Genomic DNA, 19872 nt, shown 5'->3' with positions numbered 1-19872 from the left:
CTGGCAGCGGCCACGGAACACCCGCCGTGCCGGGGTGCCGGGCGCCGTTCGCCTCAGAGGGGGTGACGGGGACTACTTCGCACGTAGCAGGAAGATGGGGACCGGGCGGCCCGCCCGCCGCTCGTAGCGCTCGATCTGCGGCCAGACCCGGCGGGCCTCGTCCCAGGCGGTCGCGCGCTCGTCGTGCCCCAGCTCGGTGGCGGTCATCGGCCGGCGCGTCCGGTCGACGATGGCGTGGACGTCCGGGTGGGCGCGCACCTTGGCGACCCAGTCGGGCGTCCGACGTTGCCCTCCGGCGCCCCCGACGATGACGAGGTCGCCGTCGGGGCGGCGGTGGAAGGCGAGCGCGGTCTGTCGTTGCCGGCCGCTCCTGCGCCCGGTCGTCTCCAGCACCAGCACCGGTGTGCGGAACATCGTCGAGAGGACGCTCCGGCCGAAGCGGCGGACCTGGACGGCTTCGACACCTCGCAGCGCACGACGGATCGGCCGGAGCCGGTCCATGGCGTTGCGTCGGGCCCTGCTCGCACCGGTCACCCGCAAGAGGTTGCCCGAGGGCCGCTGCCCCCGCCACCCATCACGGCCGACCAGGGACCTCCGCCCCTGCCCACACCCGACGTCGCCGTGCGACAGTGCCTCCATGGAGCGACGCCGACCCGGCCAGGGGCGCTACGCCCACCCCGAGCGCGAGCAGCGATGGCTCCTCGCCGAGGTGCCCGACGGTGCCACGCCGTGGGCGGAGATCACCGACCGCTACCTCGAGGGCACCAACCTTCGGATCCGGCGGGTCGAGGGGGCGGACGGCGTCGTGCACAAGCTCACCCAGAAGGTCCGCCCCGTCCCGGACGACCCGAGCCGGGTGATGCTCACCACGATGTACGTGCCGGATCACGAGGTGACCGCGCTGATCTCGCTGCCGGGCCGGGAGCTGCGCAAGACCCGCAGGCGCATCGAGCTCGACGGGCGCCACGTGGCCGTGGACGTCCTCCACGAGCGCTTCGATGGACTGATCCTGGCCGAGACCGAGCTGGGCATCCGCGAGGAGCGCATGCCCATGCCGCCGTTCGCGTGCTGCGACGTGACCGATGACGATCGCTTCTCGGGCGGATCGCTCGCGGCCATGACCGACGCGGCGCTGGCCGAGCTCCGCGCCGAGGTCGAGGAGCTCGTGGCTAGTCGATGGCAAGGGGCTGGCAGCTCGCGGCGTCGGTGATCTCGGTCAGCACCGGGGCGTCGTCGCGCAGGAGCAGGTGGACGCATCGACGGCCGAACCCCCAGCTCGTCTCGTAGGCGAGGCTGATGCCGGTCGTGCCGAAGGCAGCACCCCGGAACGCGTCGCCGTGCCCGAGGGCGTCGGTGAGGGGGTCGCTGGAGCCGTTCCAGTACGACGTCAGCTCGTCGCCGGCGAGCGCGGAGACGTCGTCCACCTGGCGGCCGGCTCGGCGCAGGTCCTCGGCCAGCTCGCTGGCCTGGCGGTCCACGTTGCGCTCCGACAGCCACGTCGTGACGGTGAGGGGCACGCCGACGACGAGGACGATCCCGGCGAGGATCAGGCCCCGCCGGCGTCGTCCCTGGGCCTCGTCGTCCATGTGGTCACGGTAGGCGCGGCTGCACGGGTCCCGACCGGCGGTAGACAGGGCCGATGCACCCCTCCCTCCGCGAGCGAGCCGCACTCTGCGACCTGTTCGAGCAGCTCGGCCCGGACGCGCCCACCCGATGCGAGGGATGGCGCACGACCGAGCTCGCCGCCCACCTCCACACCCGGGAGCACCGCCTCGACGCCGGCCCCGGCCTGCTCGGCCGTGGGCCCTTCGCCCGCTACACCGCCAAGCTCGAGGCCAAGGCTGCGGAACGTCCCTACGCCCAGCTGGTCTCCGAGCTGCGCGACGGTCCGCCCCGCCAGTGGTTCGGGCGCTACGTGCCGGCGGGCGACATCCATGAGTGGTTCGTGCACCACGAGGACGTCCGCCGGGCCAACGGCGAGCTGCCCCGGCTGGACGACGACCTCGACGAAGCCCTGTGGGTCGCGCTGGGACGGTGGGGCAAGATCCTCACCCGCAAGGCCGACGTGGGTGTCGAGCTGGTGGCCCACGACGGTCGCAGCCGGCAGGTGAAGGACGGAGACGAGTCCGTGACCCTGCGGGGGCGCCCGGGTGAGATCATGCTCGCGCTCTTCGGTCGGGAGTCGGCCAGCACGCTCGAGGGGAGCGACGCCGCGCTGGCGAAGTACCACGCGTCCACGATCGGGCTCTGAGCGGTCCACACTGGGACATGGCCAAGAACGTCCTCGGCACCGATCTCCAGAGCTGCTCCACCGACCCGATGACCGGGTTCTACCGGGACGGGTGCTGCAGCACCGGTGGTGACGACGTCGGGGTGCACACGGTGTGCGCGGTGGTCACCGACGACTTCCTGGAGTTCTCCAAGGCCGCCGGCAACGACCTGTCGACGCCCATGCCCCAGTTCGGCTTCCCCGGCCTGCGCGACGGCGACCAGTGGTGCCTGTGCGCCCCGCGGTGGCAGGAGGCGTTCGAAGCCGGCAAGGCCCCGCAGGTCGTGCTCGAGGCCACCCACGTCCAGACGCTCGAGTGGTGCACGCTCTCCGACCTCGAGGCCCACGCCGTCGACCGGCCGAGACCCGAGGAGCGCTGACCGGCCCCACCTGGCGGGACCCCGCGCCGTGGCTCAGGCCGGGCCGGCGGTCCGGGCGTCGTTGACGAGGTCGTCGAGGGTCGCACCCGGTCTTCCCACCAGCACGGCCAGACTGACGGCGCGGAGCGCGTCGACGGCATGGTCGACGGCGTCCCCGACCTCGGGGTTCGTGACCGTGAGCACGGCGAGATCGGCGCCGGTCGTCCGAGCGTGCTCGGCCAGGGTCTCCGCTGGGACGTCCCGGCCGAGGATGTCCACAGCCCAACCGTCCTCCCGTAGGGCAGCAGCGGCCATCGCCACCGGGAGCCCGTGCTGGTCGCCGCTCGGGGAGGCGACCACCGCTCGACCCCGAGGCCGGCCGGGCCGCGCCGTGTCGAGGCTGGCGAGGAGGCGCTCGACGATGGCCGTGGCCCGGTGCTCCTGGGCGATCGTGACCTGACCCTCCCGCCAACCCTGCCCGACGGCAGCCATGGTGGGGGCGATCAGGTTGGTGACGAGCGAGCGCAACGTCTCGCCCTCCCGGTGGAGCCGGCCCACGACCGCTCTGGCTCGAAGTTCGTCGCCCTCGATGAGGGCGGTCTGCAGGCTCGCCTGCAGGCGGGGCCAGTGTCGGGTGGCCCGGATCTCCCGGACCCGCACGGCCGGCGGCTCGGCGGTGGCGTCGGCGAGCGCCGAGCGCGGCACGCGCCAGCGGCGACCGACCCGCTCAGCGGTCAGCCGGCCCTCGCGCACCCACCGGTACGCGGTCTGGTAGTGGACGCCGAGCTCGTCGGCCGCCTCGGCCAGATCCAGGAACTCCGCCACGAGGAGGAGCGTATTCACAGAAATCCGCAATGACGCGGACTAATTCAGAATGAGTCACGCTAACTTGGTCCTGCACTGGCTGATCCGATGACCGGTGCATCCGTCGAAGGAGATGTCATGGAACCGTTCAGCCTCAGTGAGGGACAGTTCGAGATCGTCTACAACTCGTTCTCGTTCGCGATCGCCGCGATGGGCGCGTCGCTGCTCTTCTTCCTCCTGAAGCGCACCGAGCTCCCGGTCCCGTACCGCGGGGCCGTCACGCTGTCTGCGCTCGTGGTGGGCATCGCCCTCTACCACTACCTGCGCATCTTCGAATCGTGGGAGAGCGCCTTCACGCTCGTCGATGGCCGCTACGTCATGGACGGGACCTTCAACGAGGGGTACCGGTACGTGGACTGGCTGCTGACCGTCCCGCTCCTGCTCGCCGAGCTCGTGCTCGTGCTGCGGCTCAGCAAGGGTCGCACCCGCAGCCTCATCACCCGCCTCACGATCGCAGCCGTGCTGATGATCGCCACCGGCTACCCGGGCGAGATCGCCGACCCGGACAGCTTCACCCGCACCTTCTGGGGCGTCGTGTCGACCGTGCCGTTCGTCTACATCCTCTGGGTGCTGTTCGCCGAGCTGCAGTCGGTCATCCGCACGCAGCCAGAGGAGTCCCGCCCGTGGTTCGACGGCCTGCGCTGGCTGCTGCTGGCCACCTGGGGCGTCTACCCGCTCGCGTACCTCGCGCCGCAGGTGATCGACGACGCCGCGACGGCCGAGGTGATCCGTCAGGTCGGCTACTCCGTCGCCGACGTGCTGGCGAAGCCGGTGTTCGGCCTGATGATCCTGGCCATCGCCTTCATGAAGGCTCGTCGCGCCGGTGCGCTCGAAGCTCAGCCCGACGACGTGGCCGCGCTGACCGACGACGACCCACGGGTCGGGTCGATCGCCGGCTGAGGGGGCAGGCATGGTGCCGCTGTCGGTCACCGTCGCTCTGGCCGTCGCCCTCGTGATGGGCGACCCCGCCGGAGCGCCGGGACCGGCATCGGCAGCCGTGCTGCTGCTCGCCGTCGTGACGGTCGGGATCCCCCACGGTGCGCTGGACTCGGCCGTGTCGGCCGTCGTGGACCGGGAGCCCCGGGCGAGGTACCGCCGGCTCCGCACCCACGCCCTCGCGCTCGTCGGAGCGGCTGCGGCATGGGTGGTCGCCCCGGTGGTGGCGCTCCTCGGCTTCGTCGCCCTCTCCGCCTGGCACTTCGGTCGGTCGGATCTCGGCCCGTCGGGATCGGACACGGCGCTCGCCCGTCTCCGTGAGGTCACCTGGGGAGCGGCGGTCCTCGCCGCGCCGATCGGTCTGCACGCCGCGGATGCTGCCGCCGTCATCGAGCACCTCGGCATCGGCGGCGTCGTGCGAGACGCGCTGGTCCGTGTCGGGCCGGGCATGGCGGCAGCTGCTGCCGGCACCCACGTCGCCGTGCGGCTGTGGGCGTGGTGGGTGGGCGACGGGCTGACGCCGGCTGCCGGCTTCCGCGCCCTGGCCGTGCACCCCGCCGGCGTGGCGGCCCTCGCGGTCGTGCTCGTGGTCGCCGACCCGCTGGTCGGCTTCGCCTGCTACTTCGCGCTCTGGCACGCCGCGGCCCACCTGGGCGGAGCGATCACCTTCCTGCAGGACCACCGCGTGACCCTGCGTCCGGCGTTGCGCCCTGCCCTGGTCGACGGGTTGGTGCCGACGCTGGCGCTCGGCGCGGCCGCGCTGGCGTGGCCTGCGGTCCGGACGCCGACCGGCTTGGCCGCCCTCAGCTTCGTGGCCCTCAGCGCCCTGACCGTCCCCCACGTCGGCGTGGTGGAGAAGATGCTGGCCGCGACGCGGATCCCGCAGCCCGACCCGGCACCGGTCCCTAGGAGCCCGAGCCGGCCTGTCGGATGGCGGTCCAGACCCGCTCGGCGGTGAGCGGCATGTCGATGTGGCGCACGCCGAGGTGGGCGACGGCATCGACGACGGCGTTCTGCACGGCGGGGGTGGCGCCGATGGTGCCGGACTCGCCGATGCCCTTGGCACCGAGCGGGTTGTGCGGCGTGGGGGTCTCGTGCGGGATGCGCTCGAAGGAGGGCATCTCGGCCGCGGACGGGAACGCGTAGTCGGCGAAGGTCGTGGTCAGGGGGTTGCCCTCCTCGTCATAGCGCACCTCCTCGAACAGCGCCTGGCCGATGCCGGCGGCGACGCCGCCGTGGACCTGGCCGTCGACCAGCAGCGGGTTGACGATGGTGCCGGCGTCGTCGCACGCGATGTGGCGCAGCAGGCGGACCTTGCCGGTGTCGGTGTCGACCTCGACCACGGCGACGTGGGCGCCGAAGGGGAACGTGGAGCCGCCGGGCTCGAAGTCGGTCTCGGCGGCCAGCACCTCCATGCCCTGGGCCGGTGCCGCGGCGGCCAGGTCAGCCCACGACTTCGCGGTGACCGGGGTGCCGGCGACAGCGAACGTGCCTGCCATCTGGTCGTGGACGATGTCGGACGGGTCGGCCTCGAGCAGGTCGGCGGCGAGCTGCTTGGCCCGCTCCACGACCAGCTCGGCGGCGGCGGCCGCGGCCGCCCCGCCGATCTGCAGGGACTTCGACCCACCCGTCCCACCGCCGCGGGGGACGTCGTCGGTGTCGCCGTGGCGGACCTCGATGCGGTCGAAGGGGATGCCGGTGCGGTCCGAGACGAGCATCGCCCAGGCGGTGTGGTGGCCCTGGCCGTGCGCGGACGACCCGGTGCGCACGATGGCGCCGCCCTCGGCGGTGATCTCGACCGAGCCGTACTCGCTCTGGCGCAGAACGTTGGTGATCTCGACGTACGCGGACACGCCGATGCCGAGCTGCTTGGATCCCCCCTCGGCGCGGAGCTCGGCCTGCCGGGCCCGCAGGTCCTCGTAGCCGGCGGCCTCCAGCGCCTTGTCGAGCACGGCGGGGTAGTCGCCGCTGTCGTAGCTGCCGCCGGTGGCGGTGCGGAGCGGGAAGGCGTCGGGCTGGAGCAGGTTCTTGCGCCGCACCTCGACCGGGTCCATGCCGATCTCGGCCGCGAACCGGTCGACCATCCGCTCGATGGCCGCCGCCGCCTCGGGACGACCTGCGCCGCGGTAGGCGCCGACGGTGGAGGTGTTGGTGACGACCGAGCGGATGCGGACGCGCACGTCGTCGATGGCGTAGCAACCCGGTGCCATCATCCGGGTCATGTAGGGCAGGACGCAGCCGCTGCCGGCGTAGGCCCCGCCCTCCTGGATCACGTCGAGGCGGTAGCCGGTGATGGTGCCGTCGCGGGTGCCGGCGATGCTGGCGTGCTGCACCTGGCCCCGGCCCTGGACCATGCCGACCATGTTCTCCGAACGGGTCTCCGCCCAGCGGACCGGCCGGTCGAGGTGGCGGGCGAGCCAGGTGACCACCAGCTCCTCGGGCGTGGTCCCGTGCTTGGCACCGAAGCCGCCGCCGACGTCGGGCGTGATGACGTGCACCTGGGCGGGGTCGAGGCCGAACACGCTGGCCAGCTCGTCGCGGGTGCCGTGGGCGCCCTGGGTGCACGACCACTGCGTGAGGCGCCCGTCGTCCCAGCGGGCGGCGACGACGCGGCCCTCCAGCGGCACCGCCGCCATGCGCTGGTTGATCAACCGCTCGGACACGACGACCACCCCGTCGCCCTCGAGCTGCTCCGGCCCGACCGGTTCCCCCTGGTCGAGCACGACGTTGGTGCCGAGGTCGGGGTGGAGCACGACGTCGTCGCTGGCGGCGGCCTCGGGGTCGAGGATCGGCTCGATCGGCTCGACGTCGGCCCACACGGCCTCGGCGGCGTCGACGGCCTGGGCCTTGGTCTCGGCCACGACGACGGCGATCGGCTCGCCGACGTAGCGGACCCGGTCCACGGCGAGCACGGGCTGGGACACCGTGTGGGCCAGGAGGGGGCTGGACGTGAGCGGTCCGATGTCGAGGTCGGCGCCGGTGAGCACACCGACCACGCCGGGCATGGCCTCGGCGTCGGAGGTGTCGATCGATTCGATGGTGCCGTGGGCGGTGAAGGCCCGTACGAAGGCCACGTGCAGCGCATCGGTGGGGGCGACGTTGTCGATGTAGGTGCCCCGCCCGCGCAGCAGCGCCGGGTCCTCGATGCGCTGCACGCGAGTGCCGAGGATGCTCCCACCCGCGGCTGGCTGCTCCGTGTCCGTCCCCGTGACCGTCATGGCCGCGGTTCTAGACGATCCACCCCTCAGCGGGTGATCGGCTTGTACTTGAGGCGGTGGGGTTCGGTGGCGTCGGCGCCGAACTCCTTGCGTCGCCACTCCTCGTACTCGGTGAAGTTGCCCTCGAACCAGCGCACCTGGCTGTCGCCCTCGAAGGCGAGGATGTGGGTGGCGAGGCGGTCGAGGAACCAGCGGTCGTGGGAGATCACCACGGCGCAGCCGGGGAACGTCTCCAGCGCGTCCTCGAGGGCGCGCAGCGTGTCGACGTCGAGGTCGTTGGTCGGCTCGTCGAGGAGCAGGACGTTGCCGCCCTCTCGGATCTTCCTGGCGAGCAGCACCCGGTTGCGCTCGCCGCCGGAGAGGACGCCGACCTTCTTCTGCTGGTCGGAGCCCTTGAAGTTGAACGACGCCACGTAGGCCCGGCCGTGGATCTCGCGCTTGCCGATCTGGAGGTTGTCCACCCCGCCGGTGATCTCCTCGTAGACGGTGCGCTCGTCGTCGAGGACGTCGCGGTCCTGGTCGACGTAGGACAGCTCGACCGTCTTGCCGATGGTGATGTCGCCGTCGTCGGGCTTCTCGGCGCCGGTGATGAGCTTGAACATCGTGGTCTTGCCGGCGCCGTTCGGGCCGATCACGCCGACGATGCCCGCCGGCGGCAGCTTGAAGCTCAGGTCCTCGATGAGCAGCCGGTCCTCGTAGCCCTTCGCCACACCCTCGAAGTCGATGACCTGGTCGCCGAGGCGGTTGCCCGGCGGGATGGCGATCTCGAGCTTGTCGAGGCGGCCGGCACCCTGGTCGGCCTGGGCACGCAGCTCCTCGTAGGAGTTGATGCGGGCCCGGCCCTTCGACTGCTTGGCCTTCGGGGACATGCGGATCCACTCGAGCTCGCGCTGGAGGGTCTCGCGCTTGCGCTCGTCGGCCTTCTCCTCCTGGCGGAGCCGGGTCTGCTTCTGCTCCAACCAGCTCGAGTAGTTGCCCTCGAACGGGTAGCCGCGGCCCCGATCGAGCTCGAGGATCCACTGGGCGACGTTGTCGAGGAAGTACCGGTCGTGGGTCACGGCCAGGACGGCACCCGGGTAGTCCTTCAGCGTGCGCTCCAGCCACGCCACCGACTCGGCGTCGAGGTGGTTGGTCGGCTCGTCGAGCAGCAGCAGGTCGGGCTTGGACAGCAGGAGCCGGCACAGCGCCACGCGCCGTCGCTCACCACCGGAGAGCACGGTGACGTCGGCGTCGCCCGGGGGCGTGCGCAGGGCGTCCATGGCGATGTCGACGGTGCGGTCGAGGTCGTCCACCCCGCTGGCGGCCATCTTGGCCTCGAGCTCCGCCTGGCGGGCGCCGATCTTCTCGTAGTCGGCGTCGGGGTCGGCGTAGGACGCGAGCAGGGCGTCGTACTCCTCCTGGAGGGCGGCCACGTTGGCGACGCCGTCCATGATGTTGCCCCGCACGTCCTTGCTCGGATCGAGCTGGGGTTCCTGGGACAGGTATCCCACGCTGTAGCCGGGGGAGAGGCGGGCCTGGCCCGTGTACTCGTCGTCGACGCCGGCCATGATCTTCAGCAGCGACGACTTGCCCGAGCCGTTGTGCCCGATGATGCCGATCTTGGCCCCCGGGAAGAACGAGATGGAGACGTCCTTCAGGACCTCCTTGTCCGGCGGGTAGAAGCGGGACACCTTGTGCATGGTGTAGATGAACTCAGCCACGTGGGCACCCTATTGGCCGCTGTCCTGGGCGCCGTATCCCCGGATGCGGCGCAGGGCTACCGTCGAAGGTGATGGCGCGGTGCCGGGTGACCTACCGGGAGGCCGCCGACGGGCGGTCCGTCCGGAGCCACGCGGGCGACCTGCTGGAGCTCGAGGTGGATGCACCGCCGGACCGGCCGTCGTGGGTCGGCGAGGTCGGCGCCGCCCCGGTCCGGACCCCACCTGCGCCGCCCCGCCGGCGTTCGCTCTGGCCGTGGGCCGTGGGGTCGGCTGCGCTGCTCGTCGTGGTGGTCGGCGTCGAGCTGGCGCGCTCGGACGGCAACGAACCGGCCGCCTCGCCCGACCCGCCGGTCACCCACGCCGTCGTGTCCGAGCCGGGGCCGGTCGCGATCGCGACCGCCAGCGTCCTGGCCGAACCCTGGGGCGGCGTCTTCGAGCACCATCCGGACACCCGGGGGATGGTGTCGGTGCCGCGGGTGCACCTGGTGTCGCTGGACGGCGAAGACGCCCGCGTGCTCCTGGTCGTGGACGCCACCCGGCGGGCGTTCGGTGGCGCCGAGCACACGTCGTCCATCTCGAGCACCCGCGTCCTCGGTGCACCGGGCGGGCGGGGGCTGCGGACCCTGCAGTGGGATGCCGGCGGCTACGGGCTGTCGCTCACCAGCGAGGGCCTGTCCCTCGATGACCAGCAGGCGGTGGCCGACGCGGTGGAGCTGCCGCCGGGGCCGTCGCTGCAGCACGGCCGGGCTCCCGGCTTGGACGAGGCCGCGCTCGCCGCCATCGGCCTGTCGGTCACGGAGCGGCGCAGCGGGACCGCGACGGCGTACGGCAGCCCGATGATCGGGCAGTCGGGCGGCGGTTCGGTCGAGGGCCAGCTGCACCGCTCGGGCGCCGATCCGTTGCTGGTCAGCGTCGTCCAGGATCAGCTCGTCACCGCGTCGCGGGTGCGCCGCACCCTCGGCGATGCCGTCGACATCGACCTCACGGACCTGCCGGGGATCGTCAGCGCCGCGGCGCTCGACCACGGTCCGGGGCCTGACCGCGGGCGCCGCATCCGGGGCTGGGCCCGCCTCGTCCTCGACCACGAGGTCGGGGTCACGATCGAGCTGTCATCGGACGTGCTGGCGCCCGCGCAGCTGGCCGAGGTGGCGCGCTCGATGCAGCTGGGCCGGCTGGCCCGCACGGCGTCGCCGACCGCTGGGGGTTAGGCGGCGGCGGAAGCCGGGTGGTGGACGAGGCCGGTGATGTCGTCCAGGGCCACGACGATGTCGACGTCGTCACCGGCGACGAGCCAGACCGACTGGCGCGTGCACGACAGCACGGTGCCGGTCACGTCGCCGCGATCGGTGGTGACGGTCACGAGCTGGTCGGTGAGCGACTTGAGCTGCGAGACCGGCGCACCGAGGGACCCGGGGGTCGTTGCGGTGTCTGCCATGTCCACGGTTCTACAGAAGCCCGGACGTCGATTGGTGGTTGCCGACCGGATCGTGACCGGGTGGAAACGCTCCCGACACACCGGGGAACGTTCCAGGAACGCGCGTCGTGGACGCTGCACCCCTGACCGACCGAGGGGGCACAGATGTCTGTGAACACGCTGATCCAACCGAGCGACCGGCGAGCGGTGCAGGCCACCGCCGGCCCGGCGATGGCCGAGTGGTTGCTGGCCCTCGGGCCCGTCGTGCACCGGCTCGACTACGGCGGCCGGGTTGCCGCGGTGGGGGGCGATGGCGCCGCTGTCGCCCTGCTCGCGGCCGCCCATCCGCTCGCGAGCCTCGACGCGGTCGAGGCCGACGCCGGCGTGCTCGCCGCAGGGTCCTACGACCTCGTCTGCGCGCTCGACGGGCTCGCCGAGCTGGCCGATCCCGTCGGCACGGCCCGACGCGCGCTGCGCCTGGTCCGGCCGACCGGGGCGTTCGTCGTCGTGGAGGCCTCCCGCCCGGACGGCTTCGTCGACGGTCCGATCACGATCGGCGGCTGGCTCCTCCGGGCCGGCGCGGCCCGCGTGCGGCTCCTGGCGGCGACGCCGCACGGGTTCGTCCTCGACGCCCGCGCCACGCACTGATCCCGAACCACCCACACACAAGGAGCACCTCATGGAACAGATCCCACTCTTCGAGCGCCTCGGCGGTCGCGACGGCATCCGGGCGATGGCCGAGCGACTGCTGGAGAACCACCTGCAGAACCCGCTCATCGCCACCCGCTACGCCAACGGCTCCATGGACCGTGAGCAGCTGGTGGACGGCGCAACCGAGTTCTTCTGCACGGGCCTGTCCGGCGTGCCGACCTACGAGGGGCGTCCGCTCGCCGACGTGCACACCGGGATGAACATCGACGATGCCGAGTTCGTCGCCGTGCTCGACGATGCGATCGCCGCCATGGGGTCGCTCGGCGTCGGGGAGCGTGAGCAGGCGGAGGTCCTCCACATCCTCTACTCCATGAAGGGCGACGTCGTCCGGCTCTGATCCGGCGGACGAGGCGTAGGGTGACAGCGTGGCTGCAGCCGACGGGTCGGTGACCGCAGCAGCGGTGCGCATCGAGGTCCTCGGCCGCTTCTGCGTCGCCGCCGACGACGTGCTCGTGGAGGAGGGGGACTGGCCGAGCCGCCGCTCGGCCGAGCTGGTGCAGCTGCTCGCGCTCTCGGAACGTCGCCAGCTCCTCCGCGACGAGGTGTGCGACGCGCTGTGGCCGCACCTGTCGCCCGACGCCGCCGCCAACAACCTGCGGAAGGCGGCGCACCACGCCCGCCAGGTGCTCGGTGAGGCCGACGCGGTCGTGCTCCGAGGCGGGACCGTCGCGCTCTTCCCCGACCGAGAGGTGCTGGTCGACGTCGACGCCTTCGAGGTCGCCGGCGGTGACGCGCTCGCGGCCGCCGATCCGGAGGAGTGTGCCGCCGCCGCCGACTCGTGCGGTGGTGAGCTCCTCCCCGTCGCTCGCTACGAGGACTGGGCCGAGCACCGCCGGCGCAGCGTCCGCGCGCTCCGGCTCGACCTGCTCCGCGCCGCGGGGCGGTGGGCCGATGTCGTGGCCCTGGAGCCCACCGACGAGCCGGCGCACCAGGAGCTGATGGAGGCGGCCCTCCGTCGTGGCTCCCGCGCCGAGGCACTGCGGTGGTACGCCGCACTCCGCCGCTCGCTCGCCTCCGAGCTCGGCGTCGCGCCCGACGACCGGTCTCGGACCCTCCACGAGCGCTGCCTGGCGAGCGGCTCCCGGAGCGATGCGGTGGCGTGCATCGGCCGCGACGCCGAGCTCGCCGTGCTCGAAGGTGCGATGCGGTCGGCCGCCGACCGGCGCGGGGGAGCCGTCGTCGTGCACGGGGGCGCCGGATCGGGGAAGACGACCATCTGCCAGGAGCTGGGGGAGCTCGCCACCGAGGCCGGCTGGCGGTGCTTCTGGGCCACCGCCGACGGGGGTGCCCAGCCCTACGGGCCCCTGCTGCCGCTGCTGGAGGAGCTGCTCGTGGACGACCGGGACGTGCTGCCGCAGCTCGCCGGCAACGCCGCAGCGGTCCTCGGCGCGCTGGTTCCCGGCCTCGGTGGCCGACCGACCGAGGGGCCGCTCTCCCGGCACCAGGTCGTCGGGGCCGTGCAGCAGCTCCTCCGGGCAGTCGCTGGCGGGCCGGCCGTGCTGGTCGTCGACGACGCCCACCTGGCCGACGAGGCGACGATCGACGTGGTGGGGCACATCGCGGCCTCGGTGCGGGATGTCGTCGTGGTGCTCGCGCGCCGCGACGCGCCCGCCAACGCGTCGCTGGCCAAGGTGCTGCGGCGGCTCGACCGGGCCGGTCGGTGCCACGAGCTGGAGCTGCGACCGCTGGGGGACCGCCAGGCCGACGAGCTGCTCCGGGCGGTCGCGCCGCACCTGGCAGAGCCGACCCGCCTCCGGCTCCGGGACGAGGCGGCGGGGAACCCCTTCATCCTGGTGGAGCTTGCCCGAATCGCCGGCCAGGACGCGGACGCGGTGGCCACGGTCGGTGCCGCGATGACGGCACGCCTCGCCGATCTCGCCGAGGCTGACGTCGACGGGTTGCGGCGGCTCGCCCTCGGCGGCGGCGACCTGGACCAGTCCACGGCGCTCGCCCTGTTCGCCGGCCCCGAACCGGAGCTGCACGACCTCCTCGACACCGCGCTCGATGCCGGCGTGCTCGTGGTCGTGGGCGACCGCTACCGCTTCGCCCACGAGCTGGTCCGCAGCGCGCTGGCCGGCCAGCTCCCCCCGCACCGCCGCCTCGAGGTCCACCGTCGGGCGGCGGCCGCGCTGGCCGACAGCGGTGCCGCTCCGGCGGCCGTGGCCCGGCACTGGCTCGCCGGCGAGCGCCCCGCCGAGGCCGTGGATCCCTCGCTCGCCGCGGCCGAGCGTGCGGTGGCCCTCGGCGCCTTCGCCGATGCGCGACGCCACGTCGAGCCGGTGCTCGCCCACGATCCCGCGAACGCCTCGGCGCTGCGCATCGAAGCCCAGTCCCTCGACATGATGGGCGACCCCCGAGCGCTGCGCGCCTACGACGCCGCCATCGCCGCAGCCGAGCCGGTGACGGCCCACGACCTCATGGCCATGCGGGCCCTCGCCCAGATCAAGCAGGGAGATCCCGCCGGTGGGCTGGAGGCGATCGCCGGCGCCAGCCCGACCTCGGTGGTCGGCCGCCTGAGCGAGGCCCTCACCTACGCCGGTGCAGCCGCGCTCGGCTTCGCCGACCCGGCGTTCGGCACCGCGAAGGCGGCGGAGAGCCGGCGCCTCGCCCTGCAGACCGGGGACACGGCATCGATCGTCATCGCGTCGTGGGCGCAGGCCGCCGCCGCCCACGCCCGAGGGGAGCTGCACGACTCCGTCCTCGCCGACCTGCGGGACACCGCGCACGTGCCTCACCTCGCCGTGCGGGTCTTCGACGGCCACCTCTGCATGACCCAGCGCTTCCTCTACGGCGCCCGTCCCTACGACGAGGTCATCGCGTTCGCAGACGCGCTCGCCGACGAGGCGCTGCGGCTGGGGGCGATGCGCGGCCACGCCTTCGCCATGAACCTCCGGGGCGAGGCCGAGCTGCACGCCGGGCGCATCGACGACGCGGCGGGCGACCTCGCGGAGGGGGCGCGGCTGCACCGGGCCATCGGGGGAGCGGTCGGCGAGGCCCACGCCCTGCAGCGCCTGGCCGAGGTCGCCCACCACCGCGGCCGGCCACTCGAGGCGGCGCAGATCCTCGACGAGGCCCTGGACCTGGCTCGCGTGACCGACATCGGCTTCCACCTGCTCGACCGGATCTACGGGACCCGGGTCACGCTGGCCGGGAGCGACCCCGAGGCCGCGCTGGCGGCCGTCGACGAGGCCGAGAGCGCGGTGCAGGGCCAGCTCGAGACCTGCCCGGGGTGCCGGATCACCTTCGCCGTGCCCGCAGCCATCGCGTGTGCCACCGCCGGTGAGCTCGATCGCGCCCTCCGGTACGAGGAGGCGAGCGCATGGCTCGCCCAGGTCGTCATGCGTCTGCCTGCATGGCACGCAGCCCACGAGGAGGTCCGCGGGCACGTTCGCCTCGCTGCCGGCGACCCCGGGCTGGCGAAGCAGCACTTCGCTCGGGCGGTGTCGGGCTTCGCGGCCGCCGGCCACCCGCTCGACGCCGAGCGGTGCCGGTCGCTGGCCTCCGCGGGCTGATCCGGCGGTCCTGGGCAACGGCGCCGCCGGGGACCGGCGGTACGCTCGCCAGGTGGCTGACAAGCAGACCCCGGATCTCGTCGGACCGAACGCCTGGATGGTCGACGAGATGTACGAGCAGTACCTCGCCGATCCCTCGTCCGTGAGCGAGTCCTGGCAGGACTTCTTCGCCGACTACAAGCGCGACTCCGACGCCGACCCCATCGCGCCCGCACCCGCGTCCACCAACGGTGCCGGTGCTCCGGCCACGCCCGCCCCGGCGCCGAAGCCGGCGGCGAAGCAGCCCGACGCCGAGAAGGCCGAGGCCGCCGAGGAGGAGGCCGGCGAGCCCATCCGTGGCGTCGGTGCCCGCATCGTCGAGAACATGGAGCGCAGCCTCGCCGTCCCGACGGCCACGAGCTACCGGAACGTCCCGGCCAAGCTCCTCGAGGTCAACCGCGCCGTCATCAACGGCTACCTGGGGCGCACCCGCGGCGGCAAGGTCAGCTTCACCCACCTCATCGGCTACGCCGTGGTCCGCGCCATCGCCGACACGGTCCCGGCGATGAACAACAGCTACGTCGAGGGCGCCGACGGCAAGCCCCGCATCGTGCGCAACGATCACGTCGGCCTCGGCATCGCCGTCGACATCGAGAAGGCCGACGGCAGCCGCTCGCTGCTCGTGCCCGTGGTCAAGGACGCCGACACCCTCGACTTCCGCGGCTTCTGGGGCTCCTACGAAGAGCTGATCCGCAAGGTCCGCAACAACAAGCTGGCCCCGGACGACTTCTCCGGCATCACGGTCAGCCTCACCAACCCGGGCACCATCGGCACGGTCCAGTCCGTGCCGCGCCTGATGCCGGGCCAGGGCCTGATCGTGGGCGTGGGCTCCATCGACTGGCCGGCCGAGATGCAGGCGGCCGATCCCGAGACGCTGGCCGATCTGGGCCTGTCGAAGGTGATCACGATCTCCTCGACCTACGACCACCGCATCATCCAGGGTGCCGAGTCCGGGGTCTTCCTCAAGCGCGTCCACGAGCTGCTGCTCGGCGAGGACGGCTTCTACGACGAGATCTTCCGCGCCCTCGACGTCCCCTACGAGGCCGTCCAGTGGCGCCAGGACGTGCGCCCGGTGGACCAGGAGGCCTACCGGCGCGAGAAGCAGATGGCCGTGCAGCGGCTCATCAACATGTACCGGGTGCGCGGCCACCTCATGGCCGACCTCGACCCGCTGCGCTGGCGCGAGCCCAACATGCACACCGAGCTCGACCCGCTCACCTACGGGCTCACGATCTGGGACCTCGAGCGCGAGTACCTCACCGGCGGCCTCGCCGGCCGGGAGAAGCTGACGCTGCGCCAGATCCTCAAGGTCCTGCGCGATGCGTACTGCCGCACCCTCGGCATCGAGTACATGCACATCCAGGACCCGGAGCAGAAGGCCTGGATCCAGGACCAGGTCGAAGGGGTCGAGGTCGAGCTCGAGGCCGACGAGCAGCACCACGTGCTCGGCCGGCTCAACGCCGCCGAGGCCTTCGAGAAGTTCCTCGCCACCAAGTACGTGGGCCAGAAGCGCTTCGGCCTCGAGGGCGGCGAGTCCGCCATCGTGATCCTCGACGCCGTGCTCGAGCGCGCCGCGGCCGAGGGCATGGACAAGGCGATCATGGGCATGGCCCACCGCGGCCGGCTCAACGTGCTGGTCAACATCGCCGGCAAGGACCTCGACCAGCTGTTCAGCGAGTTCGAGGGCTACGTGCCCGAGGGCTCCGTGCAGGGCAGCGGCGACGTCAAGTACCACCTCGGTCAGGAGGGCGTGTACTGCTCGCGGCACAACCAGGAGATCACGGTCGAGCTGGCTGCCAACCCGAGCCACCTCGAGGCTGTGGACCCGGTGGTGGTCGGCATGGTCCGGGCCCTCCAGGACCAGATCGACCAGCCCGAGGCGTTCAGCGTCCTGCCCATCCTCATCCACGGCGACGCCGCGTTCGCCGGTCAGGGCGTGGTGGCCGAGACCCTGCAGATGTCCGACATCCGCGGCTACCGCGTCGGCGGCACGGTGCACCTGATCGTCAACAACCAGATCGGCTACACCACCACGCCGGAGGCCAGCCGCTCGGGCTTCTACTCCACCGACGTGGCCAAGATGATCCAGGCGCCGGTCTTCCACGTGAACGGGGACGACCCCGAAGCCTGCGTCCGGGCCGCGCGACTCGCCTTCGAGTTCCGCCAGCGGTTCAACAAGGACGTCGTCATCGACATGGTCTGCTACCGGCGCCACGGTCACAACGAGGGCGACGACCCCAGCTACACGCAGCCGATGATGTACGCCAAGATCGACCAGCACCGGTCGGTCCGCAAGCTCTACACCGAGTCCCTCGTCAAGCGGGGCCACATGACCCTCAAGGAGGCCGAGGCCGCGCTCGACGACTTCCAGGCCCGGCTCCAGGACGCCCTCGACGAGACCCGCTCGTCCCCGGAGGAGCACATGGCGGCCGAGCCGCCGGCGCCGCGCGGGGTGCTGCCCCACATCGAGACGGGCGTCGACCGCGAGGTGCTCGACCGGGTGTTCGCCGCGCTGGACTCCACGCCGGAGGACTTCAACCTCCACCCGAAGCTGGCCAGGCAGTTCGACACCCGCCGCAAGATGTGGGAGTCCGGTGAGGTCGACTGGGGCTTGGCCGAGTCCCTCGCCTTCGGCACCCTGCTGCTCGAGGGCATCGACATCCGCCTCGCCGGCCAGGACACCCGCCGGGGCACCTTCGCCCATCGGCACGCCACGCTGCACGACCACACCAACGGCGCGGAGTACGTGCCGCTCGGCAACATCGCCGACGACCAGGGCAAGCTCTGGATCTACGACTCGCTGCTGTCGGAGTACGCCGCCCTCGGCTTCGAGTACGGCTACTCGGTGGAGAACCCGAAGGCGATGGTCGCCTGGGAGGCCCAGTTCGGCGACTTCGTCAACGGCGCCCAGATCATCATCGACCAGTTCATCGTCGCGGCCGCCGACAAGTGGCGCCAGGACTCCGGGCTCATCATGCTGCTGCCGCACGGCTTCGAGGGCCAGGGCCCCGAGCACAGCTCGGCACGCATGGAGCGCTTCCTGCTGCTGTGCGCCGAGGACAACATCCAGGTCGTCAACGCCACGACCGCGGGCCAGTTCTTCCACCTCCTGCGCCGCCAGATGCACCAGGAGGTCCGGCGTCCGCTGGTCGTGTTCACGCCGAAGTCGCTGCTGCGCGCCAAGCCGGCCCGATCCACGATCGAGGAGCTGACGCACGGTTCCTTCGAGGAGGTCCTGCCCGACCCGGCGGTGGCCACCGGCGCGATCGACGCCGACGACGTGCGGCGGGTCGTGCTCGCCGCCGGCAAGGTCGCCCAGGATGCCATCGCCGCCCGCGACGAGCGCCAGGTGCCCGTGGCCATCGTGCGCGTGGAGCAGATCTACCCGTGGCCCGCCACGCGCCTGGCCGAGGAGCTCGATCGCTACCCGAAGGCCACCGAGCTGATCTGGCTCCAGGAGGAGCCCGAGAACATGGGCCCGTGGAACTTCGCCAGCCGTCGCCTGTACGAGGGCTTCGGCGACAGCCACAAGATCCAGCGCGTCTCTCGCTACGAGTCGGGTTCCCCGGCCACCGGCGCGAACAAGATCCACCACCAGGAGCAAGCGATGATCCTGGACAAGGCGCTGTCCTACTGAGCCGGGGGGCGCTCCGCGCCCCGCAGGACCACGACCGCGATGTCGTCGCGCGTCCGCTCGCCGCCCTGGAAGTCGACCGCGTCGGCCGTGACCGCATCGGCGAGCGCCTGCGCGCCCGCGTCGCGGAGGTCGCCGAGCAGCTCGCGGAGGCGCTGCTCGCCGTAGAGCTCCTCGCCCCGCCGGGCCTCGATCACGCCGTCGGTGAACAGCACCAGCGACTCGCCCGGGGCGATCGTGGCCTCGGCCTCGTGCAGGCGCAGCGGCTCGAGCATGCCGAGGAGGTGGCCGCGGCGGCCCACCTCCGAGACGGTGCCGTCCGTGCCGACCAGGAGCGGGAGGTGGTGGCCGCCCGCGGACATGCGGAGGTGCACCTCGCCGGCGGCACCGGCGCTGGCGGTGAGGAACAGCGCCGTGCAGAAGCCGTCGGTGTCGGGGCTGCGGAGGATGGCCTGGTGCAGGCCCTCCAGCACGGAGCTCGTCGACGCGGTGTGGACGGCGAGCGCCCGGATCGTGTGCCGGGCCAGCGCGGTGATGATCGCCGCGCCCGGGCCCTTGCCGCAGACGTCGCCGAGGCTCACGCCCCAGGCCCGATCGTCGAGCTGGAACACGTCGTAGAAGTCGCCGCCCACGACCGTCCCGTCGCCCGCCGGGCGGTAGGCCGCGCCGACGTCGATGCCGGCGATGGTCGGCATCGACGCGGGGAGGAGCGTGCGCTGGAGGGTCTCGGCGAGCGTCCTGGCCTCCTGGGCGGCCCGCTCGGAGCGCTCCCGCTCGGCCAGCAGCTCGCGCTCGTAGGCGCGTCGCTCCCGGGCATCGAAGACGGCGATGCGCGTGCGGAGCATCCCGTGCGGGCCCTCCGCCCGCACGGCGTTGATCAGCACGGGGAGGCGTCGGCCGTCACCGCACACCACATCGGCTGCGATCTCCCGGACGGTCCCCTGCAGCGACAGCGACGGGGCGAAGTGGGTCTCGTAGAAGATGCGGTCGCCGACGGCGAGCAGCGTCTGGAACCGGCGGCCGACGAGGTCCTCGGCCCGGAAGCCGGTCCAATCGCAGAAGGTGCGGTTCACCTTGACGATCTGGCCGTCCTCCTCGGCGGAGAGGTAGCCGCAGGGCGCTGTCTCGTAGAGCTCGAGCGGGTCGTCCTCGATCAGGGCGCGGACGTAGCCCTCGGTCGGTTCGGCTCCTGGTGCCGACATCGGCCCGGTCACCG

The 19872-nt window shown here is 72.6% G+C and carries 17 protein-coding genes; 10 read left to right on the top strand and 7 right to left on the bottom strand.

Annotated elements, in window-relative coordinates:
* Window positions 1-72: 72 nt before the first annotated feature.
* Complete coding sequence (locus RGQ06_RS00300; protein WP_432428204.1) at window positions 73-534, bottom strand: nitroreductase/quinone reductase family protein; 462 nt, start codon at window positions 532-534, stop codon at window positions 73-75.
* A 103-nt stretch (window positions 535-637) separates the two neighbouring features.
* On the opposite strand from RGQ06_RS00300, the gene RGQ06_RS00295 reads away from it, so the two are divergent.
* Window positions 638-1210, top strand: coding sequence for a hypothetical protein (locus tag RGQ06_RS00295; protein ID WP_432428203.1), 573 nt, complete (start codon window positions 638-640; stop codon window positions 1208-1210).
* On the opposite strand, the gene RGQ06_RS00290 is transcribed toward RGQ06_RS00295, so the two are convergent.
* Window positions 1170-1586 (bottom strand): hypothetical protein, encoded by a 417-nt coding sequence (locus tag RGQ06_RS00290; RefSeq protein WP_432428202.1) that lies wholly within the window; start codon window positions 1584-1586, stop codon window positions 1170-1172. The two genes, RGQ06_RS00295 and RGQ06_RS00290, sit on opposite strands and share 41 nt — an antisense overlap.
* Before the next feature lie 53 nt (window positions 1587-1639).
* Between RGQ06_RS00290 and RGQ06_RS00285 the strand changes: the two genes are divergently transcribed.
* Window positions 1640-2251, top strand: coding sequence for a TIGR03085 family metal-binding protein (locus tag RGQ06_RS00285; RefSeq protein WP_432428201.1), 612 nt, complete (start codon window positions 1640-1642; stop codon window positions 2249-2251).
* A gap of 17 nt (window positions 2252-2268) precedes the next feature.
* On the top strand, window positions 2269-2649 hold the full coding sequence (locus tag RGQ06_RS00280; RefSeq protein ID WP_432428200.1) for a DUF2237 family protein: 381 nt from the start codon (window positions 2269-2271) through the stop codon (window positions 2647-2649).
* 33 nt (window positions 2650-2682) lie between these two features.
* Here the strand turns inward: RGQ06_RS00280 and RGQ06_RS00275 are convergent, their stop codons facing one another.
* Window positions 2683-3453 carry a helix-turn-helix domain-containing protein gene (locus RGQ06_RS00275; protein WP_432428199.1) on the bottom strand — a complete coding sequence of 257 codons (771 nt, stop codon included), beginning with the start codon at window positions 3451-3453 and terminating at the stop codon, window positions 2683-2685.
* 117 nt (window positions 3454-3570) lie between these two features.
* On the opposite strand from RGQ06_RS00275, the gene RGQ06_RS00270 reads away from it, so the two are divergent.
* Complete coding sequence (locus RGQ06_RS00270; protein WP_432428198.1) at window positions 3571-4392, top strand: bacteriorhodopsin-like; 822 nt, start codon at window positions 3571-3573, stop codon at window positions 4390-4392.
* A gap of 10 nt (window positions 4393-4402) precedes the next feature.
* A complete protein-coding gene (locus RGQ06_RS00265; protein WP_432428197.1) occupies window positions 4403-5386 on the top strand; it encodes a beta-carotene 15,15'-dioxygenase, Brp/Blh family in 984 nt (327 codons plus the stop codon).
* Here the strand turns inward: RGQ06_RS00265 and RGQ06_RS00260 are convergent.
* Both RGQ06_RS00260 and ettA read right to left on the bottom strand, forming a co-directional pair.
* Window positions 5334-7583, bottom strand: a complete 2250-nt coding sequence (locus RGQ06_RS00260) for a xanthine dehydrogenase family protein molybdopterin-binding subunit (RefSeq protein WP_432428196.1) — start codon at window positions 7581-7583, stop codon at window positions 5334-5336. The genes RGQ06_RS00265 and RGQ06_RS00260 overlap by 53 nt on opposite strands.
* An 89-nt stretch (window positions 7584-7672) precedes the next feature.
* Window positions 7673-9346 carry an energy-dependent translational throttle protein EttA gene (gene ettA, locus RGQ06_RS00255; protein ID WP_432428195.1) on the bottom strand — a complete coding sequence of 558 codons (1674 nt, stop codon included), beginning with the start codon at window positions 9344-9346 and terminating at the stop codon, window positions 7673-7675.
* A gap of 71 nt (window positions 9347-9417) precedes the next feature.
* On the opposite strand from ettA, the gene RGQ06_RS00250 reads away from it, so the two are divergent.
* Window positions 9418-10554, top strand: a complete 1137-nt coding sequence (locus tag RGQ06_RS00250) for a hypothetical protein (RefSeq protein ID WP_432428194.1) — start codon at window positions 9418-9420, stop codon at window positions 10552-10554.
* Here RGQ06_RS00250 and RGQ06_RS00245 read toward each other — a convergent pair.
* A complete protein-coding gene (locus RGQ06_RS00245; RefSeq protein WP_432428193.1) occupies window positions 10551-10781 on the bottom strand; it encodes a hypothetical protein in 231 nt (76 codons plus the stop codon). The genes RGQ06_RS00250 and RGQ06_RS00245 overlap by 4 nt on opposite strands.
* 144 nt (window positions 10782-10925) lie before the next feature.
* On the opposite strand from RGQ06_RS00245, the gene RGQ06_RS00240 reads away from it, so the two are divergent.
* From RGQ06_RS00240 to RGQ06_RS00225, 4 genes are read left to right on the top strand one after another with little or no spacing between them, the layout of a single operon-like run.
* Window positions 10926-11408 (top strand): methyltransferase domain-containing protein, encoded by a 483-nt coding sequence (locus RGQ06_RS00240; protein ID WP_432428192.1) that lies wholly within the window; start codon window positions 10926-10928, stop codon window positions 11406-11408.
* A gap of 31 nt (window positions 11409-11439) precedes the next feature.
* Window positions 11440-11808, top strand: a complete 369-nt coding sequence (locus tag RGQ06_RS00235; protein WP_432428191.1) for a group I truncated hemoglobin — start codon at window positions 11440-11442, stop codon at window positions 11806-11808.
* 28 nt (window positions 11809-11836) lie between these two features.
* Entirely contained in the window at window positions 11837-14983 is a 3147-nt protein-coding gene (locus tag RGQ06_RS00230; protein WP_432428190.1) for an ATP-binding protein, read from the top strand.
* A 52-nt stretch (window positions 14984-15035) separates the two neighbouring features.
* Window positions 15036-18659 carry a multifunctional oxoglutarate decarboxylase/oxoglutarate dehydrogenase thiamine pyrophosphate-binding subunit/dihydrolipoyllysine-residue succinyltransferase subunit gene (locus RGQ06_RS00225; protein WP_432428189.1) on the top strand — a complete coding sequence of 1208 codons (3624 nt, stop codon included), beginning with the start codon at window positions 15036-15038 and terminating at the stop codon, window positions 18657-18659.
* On the opposite strand, the gene RGQ06_RS00220 is transcribed toward RGQ06_RS00225, so the two are convergent.
* Entirely contained in the window at window positions 18653-19870 is a 1218-nt protein-coding gene (locus RGQ06_RS00220; RefSeq protein ID WP_432428188.1) for a SpoIIE family protein phosphatase, read from the bottom strand. The genes RGQ06_RS00225 and RGQ06_RS00220 overlap by 7 nt on opposite strands.
* Between the last annotated feature and the right edge of the window lie 2 nt (window positions 19871-19872).

The sequence above is a fragment of the Salinilacustrithrix flava genome, assembly GCF_041228405.1.
Lineage (GTDB): Bacteria > Actinomycetota > Acidimicrobiia > Acidimicrobiales > Salinilacustritrichaceae > Salinilacustrithrix > Salinilacustrithrix flava.
Note: the sequence above shows the minus strand (reverse complement) of the source record. Positions and strands in the feature narration are given on the sequence as shown.

Coding starts and splice junctions, on each gene's coding strand:
- RGQ06_RS00280 (WP_432428200.1), top strand. CDS start 2,269: ATGGCCAAGAACGTCCTCGGCACCGATCTCCAGAGCTGCTCCACCGAC.
- RGQ06_RS00265 (WP_432428197.1), top strand. CDS start 4,403: ATGGTGCCGCTGTCGGTCACCGTCGCTCTGGCCGTCGCCCTCGTGATG.
- RGQ06_RS00290 (WP_432428202.1), bottom strand. CDS start 1,586: ATGGACGACGAGGCCCAGGGACGACGCCGGCGGGGCCTGATCCTCGCC.
- RGQ06_RS00295 (WP_432428203.1), top strand. CDS start 638: ATGGAGCGACGCCGACCCGGCCAGGGGCGCTACGCCCACCCCGAGCGC.
- RGQ06_RS00270 (WP_432428198.1), top strand. CDS start 3,571: ATGGAACCGTTCAGCCTCAGTGAGGGACAGTTCGAGATCGTCTACAAC.
- RGQ06_RS00240 (WP_432428192.1), top strand. CDS start 10,926: ATGTCTGTGAACACGCTGATCCAACCGAGCGACCGGCGAGCGGTGCAG.
- RGQ06_RS00250 (WP_432428194.1), top strand. CDS start 9,418: ATGGCGCGGTGCCGGGTGACCTACCGGGAGGCCGCCGACGGGCGGTCC.
- RGQ06_RS00235 (WP_432428191.1), top strand. CDS start 11,440: ATGGAACAGATCCCACTCTTCGAGCGCCTCGGCGGTCGCGACGGCATC.
- RGQ06_RS00285 (WP_432428201.1), top strand. CDS start 1,640: ATGCACCCCTCCCTCCGCGAGCGAGCCGCACTCTGCGACCTGTTCGAG.
- RGQ06_RS00245 (WP_432428193.1), bottom strand. CDS start 10,781: ATGGCAGACACCGCAACGACCCCCGGGTCCCTCGGTGCGCCGGTCTCG.